A 7,430-nucleotide genomic window follows, 5' to 3' on the forward strand; every position below is an offset into this window, starting at 1 on the left:
ATAAAACCCGTATCAACGGCTGCGGCTACTTGCGGTGGCCGACACGCGGGGGTTTGAGATGGCGCACGATCTGACACAGGGCAACGAAACCAAGTCAATTCTGCTGTTTGCGGTTCCTATGATGATAGGGAATCTCTTTCAGCAGGTCTATAACATTGTAGATACCATCATCGTCGGGAAGTATGTCGGCGCGGGTGCGCTTGCGGCAGTGGGATCGTCCTATACGCTTATGGTGTTTCTGACTTCAATCATCCTTGGACTGTGCATGGGCAGCGGGGTCGTTTTTTCCCAGCTTTTTGGCGCGCGGCAGGCTGAAAAGCTGAAACATGCGATCCTGCTTTCCTTTGCCTTTATTGCGTTGGTGACCCTTGCCATCAACCTTGCTTCGATCCTCCTGATCGAGCAGATTTTATGGTTTCTCCGAATCCCGCCGGACATCCTCGGTCTGACCCGAGAGTACCTGTGGATCATCTTCTATGGGATTGGCTTCACCTTTCTCTATAACTATTTTTCAGCGGTCCTGCGCAGCATTGGCGATTCCGTGACTCCGCTCTGCTTTCTTGCGCTTTCCGCCCTGCTCAATGTGGGGCTGGATCTTCTGTTCGTTGTCCCACTCGGGATGGGGGTGGGCGGTGCCGCGCTTGCCACGGTTATTGCACAGGGCGTTTCCGCGCTTCTAATTGCGGTCTACTGCTACTGCAAGGCTCCGGAGCTTCGTCCTGGAAGGCGGCATCTCCAGCTCGACCGCCCCCTGCTGGGGAGGATTGTCTCCTATTCGGCGCTTTCCAGCGTCCAGCAGTCGATTATGAACTTTGGGATTCTGATGATCCAGGGGCTGGTCAACAGTTTTGGCGTACAGGTCATGGCGGCATTTGCAGCGGCTGTCAAGATTGATTCGTTCGCCTATATGCCGGTGCAGGATTTTGGAAATGCCTTTTCCACCTATATTGCGCAAAACCTGGGCGCAGGCAAGCGGGAGCGGATTCAGAACGGAATCCGCTCTTCGGTGCGGGCTGCGACCCTGTTCTGCCTGATTATCTCAGCAGCAGTGGTTGTTTTTGCCCGTCCGTTAATGTGCATTTTCGTGGACCCGGGGGAGCTGGAGATCCTCTCGATCGGGGTGCAGTATCTGCGGATCGAGGGGGCCTGTTACTGCGGGATTGGCTATTTGTTCCTGCTCTATGGGCTTTACCGGGGACTTGGGCGTGCTGGGATGTCGGTCGTGCTGACGGTCGCTTCCCTCGGAACCCGTGTCGCGATCGCCTACCTGTTTGCCCCGCTCCCCGCATTTGGCCTGCTCGCCATCTGGTGGGCAATCCCGATCGGTTGGGCCTTTGCTGACCTGATTGGCTTTTTCTACTATAGAAGGCACAAAGACAGCCTGCTCCCCTCACTTTCTGTGTGAAGGCGTTACTCTGCAACGATCCCTCTGTACATTGCCGTATCCGCAAAAATTGGCAGCAGGCAGTCCCCTCGCCCTTTGTTTCGGTCCGAATCAGTTTCGGCGGTTGAGCGCAAGATGCTCGCTGGTGTTTGCAGCCCGGAGCAAGCGTAAACAAAGATATGCAATTGATTTTTGAGTGGTATGACCCAAAATTTTCCCTTCCTGTAAGTTTGTATATTTTTATGAATCACTCGGAGGTTTTTTGTTCAAAAAGGCACAAACCTTTTTCTTGTATTTTTTTCTTCTATCTGATATAATATTAACAAAGATGGTTTTTGGGATGCATTCCATATTATGAAATTTGAAATTTTGTCTTATGGAATACTCCTGAATTTTTGTGCGTCTTTTGAAACGAATCATTTTTTGCCGGACATTCCCGGCAAAGACAAATTAGTAGGAGGAACACGCATGGACTTTGTATTGAGCAAAGAGCAGGAAATGGCGCGGCAGCTGTTCCGTGATTTCGCGGAAAAAGAGGTAAAACCGCTGGCGCAGGAAGTGGACGAGGAAGAGCGGTTCCCGAGTGAGACGGTGGAAAAGATGGCGAAATACGGCTTTCTTGGAATCCCGTTCACCAAGGAGCAGGGCGGCCAGGGCTGCGATTCGCTGACCTACGCGATCTGCGTGGAAGAGCTGTCGAAGGTCTGCGGTACGACAGGCGTTATCGTGTCGGCGCATACTTCGCTCTGTGCGGAGCCGATCCGCAAATTCGGCACGCCGGAGCAGATCGAGAAATATCTGGTGCCGCTGGCGCAGGGCAAACACCTGGGCGCATTCGGCCTGACCGAGCCTGCGGCGGGAACTGACGCATCGGGCCAGCAGACCAAGGCGGTGCTGGACGGCGACCACTATGTCCTCAACGGGACCAAAATCTTCATCACCAACGGCGGCAAGGCGGATACATACGTGATCTTCGCAATGACCGACAAGAGCAAGGGCAACCACGGGATTTCGGCGTTCATCGTCGAGAAGGATTTCCCGGGCTTCAGCATCGGCAAAAAAGAGCTGAAAATGGGTATCCGGGGCTCGTCTACCACCGAGCTGGTATTTGAAAACTGCATCGTGCCCAAAGAGAACCTGCTGGGCAAAGAGGGCGAGGGCTTCAAGATTGCGATGACCACGCTGGATGGCGGACGAATCGGGATTGCGGCACAGGCGCTGGGCATTGCACAGGGTGCGATTGACGAGACGGTCAAATATGTCAAGGAGCGTAAGCAGTTCGGACGCCCGCTCGCCAAATTCCAGAACACCCAGTTCCAGCTTGCGGACCTGCAAACCCGCGTAGACGCGGCGCGGCTGCTGGTTTATCGTGCGGCGATGGCGAAAGACACCAAAAAGCGCTTCTCCTCCGAGGCGGCGATGGCCAAACTGTTCGCGGCAGAGACCGCAATGGCAGTCACCACCAAGTGCGTACAGCTGTACGGCGGCTATGGATATACCCGTGATTACCCGGTCGAGCGGATGATGCGCGACGCGAAGATCACCGAGATCTACGAGGGTACCAGCGAGGTCCAGCGCATGGTCATCGCCGGCGCAATGCTGAAATAAGAGAAGGGAGCGCAAAGCATTGAATATTATCGTATGCATCAAGCAGGTTCCGGACACCAACGAGGTCAAGCTGGACCCGGTAACCGGTACACTGATCCGTGAAGGAATCCCGAGCATCATCAACCCGGATGACAAGGCAGGGCTGGAAGCAGCGTTGCGGATCAAAGACGAGAACGGCGCAAAGGTGACTGTCATTTCGATGGGCCCGCCGCAGGCGGATCTGGCGCTGCGTGAGGCGCTGGCCATGGGCGCGGACGAGGCGATTCTGGTGACCGACCGCGCATTCGGCGGCGCCGACACCTGGGCCACCTCTTCGACGCTGGCATCGGCAGTCAAGAAGCTGCCGTACGACCTGATTATCACCGGCCGTCAGGCGATCGACGGCGATACCGCACAGGTTGGCCCGCAGATTTCCGAGCATCTCGGCCTGGTTAACATCAGCTATGCGGAGAAGATCACTGTCAAAGGCGAGTATGTCGAGGTTCAGCGGCAGTACGAGGACCGGTACCACGTCATCAAGGCGAAGATGCCCTGCCTGATTACCGCACTGGCCGAGCTGAACGAGCCGCGTTACATGAGCCCGAAGGGCATCTTCGATGCTTACCGGGAGAAAGAGGTTACCATCTGGACCCGTCCGGACCTGGATGTCGAGGATGGCAACATCGGCCTGAAAGGCTCGCCCACCCGCGTGTTCAAGTCGTTCACCAAGGCGCTCAAGGGCAAAGGCACTGTAGTGAATCTGGATGCGCAGGAATCGGTGGATTTCCTGGTCGAGAAGCTGCATGAGAAATTCATACTGTAAGGAAAGATGGTGGTAACATGAGTGTACAGGATTATAAAGGCGTATTTGTATTTGCGCAGCAGGTAGACAACAAGATCACCAGCGTTTCCTATGAGCTGATCGGCAAGGGCAAAGAGCTGGCAAACGACCTTGGCACCGAGGTGACTGCGGTGCTGCTGGGGCACAATGTGGAGCCGCTGTGCGAAAGACTGGCAAAATACGGAGCGGACAAGATCATCGTGGTGGACGACCCGGCGCTGGAAGTCTACACAACCGAGCCGTACGTCCACGCACTGCATCAGGTGATTCTGGCCAAGCAGCCGGCGGTGGTGCTGTACGGTGCGACTGCCATTGGGCGTGACCTTGCACCGCGTGTCTCCGCGCGTGTGCACACCGGCCTGACCGCGGACTGCACCAAGCTGGAGATCGACCCGGAGAGCAAAAACCTGATGATGACCCGTCCGGCATTCGGCGGCAACATCATGGCAACGATCCTCTGTCCGGACCACCGCCCGCAGATGGCGACCGTCCGTCCGGGCGTCATGCAGAAGGGCGAGGTCAAAGAGGGTGTGCAGGCGCAGATCGAGAAATTCGAGGTTGCAGACCTTGCATCCCATAAGAATGTGGAAATCCTCGAGATCGTCAAGAAAACTGCGGGCAAGATGGACATTCAGGATGCGAAAATCCTGGTGTCTGGCGGACGCGGCATGGGCGGTCCGGAGAACTTCAAGCTGCTGGAGGACCTCGCAGAGGTTCTGGGCGGAACAATCTCGTCATCGCGTGCATGCGTAGATGCGGGCTGGGTCGAGAAAGACCGTCAGGTCGGCCAGACCGGTAAGACGGTCCGTCCGAACCTGTATATCGCGTGCGGTATCTCGGGCGCAATCCAGCATCTGGCGGGCATGGAGGACTCGGAGATCATCATTGCGATCAACAAGGACCCGGGCGCTCCGATCTTTGAGGTTGCGGATTTCGGCGTCGTCGGGGATGTACATAAAATCCTGCCGCTGCTAACCGAGGCAGTCAAGAAAGAGCTTGCAAAAAAAGAATAAGCTGTTATTTAGGGCGCTCTGTGGGATTCCGCAGGGCGCCCTCTTTCCTATTCTTTCAAACAGATTTCGATAAAAAGAGAGCGTTGCGGCGCAAAAAAACAGGCTACCAGAAAGATGCCCTCTCAAGCAACAGCCTGTTTTTTTATTTTTCTCCATCAAAACAGGAACGAATACCCTATTTGCCAGACCAATTACGGGCAAAGTATCTATCTGGTAGGGCTGAAAGTACAAAATCCGAACCCGACGGGTTCGGATTTTGGCTGTTTGGTGGAGCGAACTCAACCAACAGCGAACACGCTGCAAAGATGGAAACGACGCTTTCAAAATGTTCTTCTATGTAAATATCATAGCCATGGTATTGTTTATTCCTCAAGCGAAGAGCAAAGAGATCAAACAGTAGGGGGTATCGTAGCCATTTTTGTGTGATAGCGCAGGTTCAAGGTTCAGCAGGAGACAAAGCCAGGACGTCGAAGTGCCGCTTTCTTACCCTGGAGTCTGTTTTAAAACTTAGATATTGTGTGTAAAGTGTTGTAAAGTGTGGTTATCTGTCTACTTGACAGGGGGCGGTTCATCTTTTTCTGCACCCTGTATGGCAGTTACCCTATTTCAGTTTGTTAGTTGATACTGTTTTATGAATAACTATCATATGGAGGATAGGGATTTGAAAATTATAGAGGTAAAAGATAGACCCACTTCGTTGATAAAACAACTACTGGTAGTTTGGGAGAGTTCTGTCAGGGCAACGCACCTTTTTCTATCAGCGGACGAAATAGAAAGCATTAAGGAATATGTACCGCAAGCATTAAAGGAAATACCTTCTTTAGCGATAATAGAAAACGAAAATCAAATTCCTGTTGGCTTTATGGGGATCGTAGGGCAACATCTTGAAATGCTCTTTATTTCTCACGAGGAAAGGGGAAAAGGGTTAGGTAAGGAATTGCTTAAATACGGAATAGAAAAATATTCGGTTAATGATTTAGCTGTTAATGAGCAAAATCCTCTTGCAAAAGGGTTCTATGAACACATGGGATTTGAGGTTTATAAAAGAACAGATTGCGATGAGCAAGGCAATCCATATCCGCTTTTATACATGGAATTGAATAGCTAACAGCCGAGAGTAGCAAAGCCAGTCGAGCCAATCAACGGTCACAAGACGAACGGCGCCTTCAGCGCCGCCGTTGACAGCCTCGCCCGTCTTTGCTGATGGGTAATCAAGACGGGAAAGCCCTAAAATGGATTTCCCGCCCATTTCGATTTTGAGAAAAGAACGACCCCAAAAAATGAATGAGTGCGGGCGCACATATAGTCACGGCGTCCAGAGGTTTGGGACAATTTGTCCCATAGGCTAGACGGTGTCGTCAATAAAGAAGGAGCCAAATAGCAATACAACGTATTTGGACAGCAGCAGCGAAAGAAGCGGCATTTTTAGCGTAGCGAGTCGCAATACCGCGCCATCTTTTGAGAAGCAGGAAAGCGTTCTCGACGAGATGGCGAAGTTTGTAGAAATATTTATCATACTTCCGAGGATGTTTTCGGCTTTTCCTTGGCGGAATGACCGGTATCATTCCCTCGTCAACCGCCTTGAGGATGATTGCGTCCGTATCATAGCCTCGATCTGCCAGAAGATATTCTGCCTGAAATCTCTCGATCAACCGCGCTGCAATTGTGCAATCCGCTGTGGTACCAGAAGTGACAAAGAATCGCACCGGCATACCATGCGCATCCACGGCCAAATGTATCTTGGTGTTGAGCCCCCTTTTGTACGGCCCATCGCCTGATTTCCACCCCGCGCGCCAGCAGCGTCAGGATGTACTTTGATATGGCTGGCGTCGATCATCAGCCACTCAAAGTCGGTGTCATCTACCAGCGCTTCCAGAATCTTTTCCCAGATTCCCTTGTCACGCCACCGGCAGAACCGGCGGTGTACATTCTTCCAGTTCCCATACGTTTCCGGCAAATCCCGCCAGGGTGCTCCGGTGCGCAAAATCCAGAATACACCGTTGATAAACTGCCGCGTATCTCGGGCATTGCCTCCGCGCGTCCCTTTTTCGCCTATTGTGTTTGGTTTGATTTTCTCCCACGCTCTGCCGCTTATATCATGTCGATGCTGTTCCCTCGCCATTTTTCTGCCCTCCTGCTACTTTGAGGACTATTATAGCACATTTCTATTGACGACACAACCTAAAGTAGAAAATATGATAAAATAGAGGATATGAAAAGACGGCATAGTGTAACAAATGAAGAAAGGGCAAGGATAGAGCCACTATTCCCAAAACAGGGGAAAATGGGCCGACCGAGAAAAGACGCTCGGGAACTGGTAGATGCGATGCTATGGATTTTCAAAACGGGAGCCCCATGGAGGGACCTTCCAGAATATTATGGTCCATGGAAAACTGTTTACAACAATTTCCTGCGTTGGCGGGACGCTGGAGTGTGGGAAAATATCCTCAAGAATCTGAATCCCGATTCAGATTCACCGTGGCAAATCATGGTGGATTCGACCAGTGTAAAAGCGCATCAGCACAGTGCTGGTGCAAAAAAGGGGCAGATAACGATCGGGCTATTGGTCGATCCAGGGGAGGATTGACAACAAAAGTACACGCAG

Annotated in this window: 7 protein-coding genes; 6 read left to right on the top strand and 1 reads right to left on the bottom strand. The window is 52.4% G+C overall.

The genetic code is table 11. The features are described 5' to 3' along the window. Window positions 1–58 precede the first annotated feature (58 nt). The 5 genes from C814_RS11425 (at window position 59) to C814_RS0104375 (ending at window position 5,933) form a co-directional block, all read left to right on the top strand. A complete protein-coding gene (locus tag C814_RS11425) occupies window positions 59–1,405 on the top strand; it encodes an MATE family efflux transporter (protein ID WP_016317992.1) in 1,347 nt (448 codons plus the stop codon). A 447-nt stretch (window positions 1,406–1,852) separates the two neighbouring features. After that, complete coding sequence (locus C814_RS11430) at window positions 1,853–2,992, top strand: acyl-CoA dehydrogenase (RefSeq protein ID WP_016316055.1); 1,140 nt, start codon at window positions 1,853–1,855, stop codon at window positions 2,990–2,992. Between the two features lie 19 nt (window positions 2,993–3,011). After that, window positions 3,012–3,794, top strand: coding sequence for an electron transfer flavoprotein subunit beta/FixA family protein (locus C814_RS11435; RefSeq protein ID WP_016316054.1), 783 nt, complete (start codon window positions 3,012–3,014; stop codon window positions 3,792–3,794). Window positions 3,795–3,811: 17 nt separating this feature from the next. Then, window positions 3,812–4,825, top strand: a complete 1,014-nt coding sequence (locus C814_RS11440) for an electron transfer flavoprotein subunit alpha/FixB family protein (protein ID WP_016317993.1) — start codon at window positions 3,812–3,814, stop codon at window positions 4,823–4,825. A gap of 661 nt (window positions 4,826–5,486) precedes the next feature. After that, a complete protein-coding gene (locus tag C814_RS0104375; protein WP_022788342.1) occupies window positions 5,487–5,933 on the top strand; it encodes a GNAT family N-acetyltransferase in 447 nt (148 codons plus the stop codon). A gap of 250 nt (window positions 5,934–6,183) precedes the next feature. On the opposite strand, the gene C814_RS22900 is transcribed toward C814_RS0104375, so the two are convergent. Beyond that, a protein-coding gene (locus tag C814_RS22900) for an IS5 family transposase (RefSeq protein ID WP_155846360.1) occupies window positions 6,184–6,947 on the bottom strand; the annotation gives its coding sequence in 2 pieces (ribosomal slippage) (window positions 6,184–6,605 and window positions 6,605–6,947; 765 coding nt in all). Window positions 6,948–7,037: 90 nt separating this feature from the next. Here C814_RS22900 and C814_RS0104385 point away from each other — a divergent pair. Then, a complete protein-coding gene (locus tag C814_RS0104385) occupies window positions 7,038–7,412 on the top strand; it encodes an IS5 family transposase (protein ID WP_022788343.1) in 375 nt (124 codons plus the stop codon). The last annotated feature ends 18 nt before the right edge of the window (window positions 7,413–7,430 follow it).

Source organism: Anaerotruncus sp. G3(2012) (assembly GCF_000403395.2).
In the GTDB taxonomy this organism is placed as follows: domain Bacteria; phylum Bacillota; class Clostridia; order Oscillospirales; family Ruminococcaceae; genus Anaerotruncus.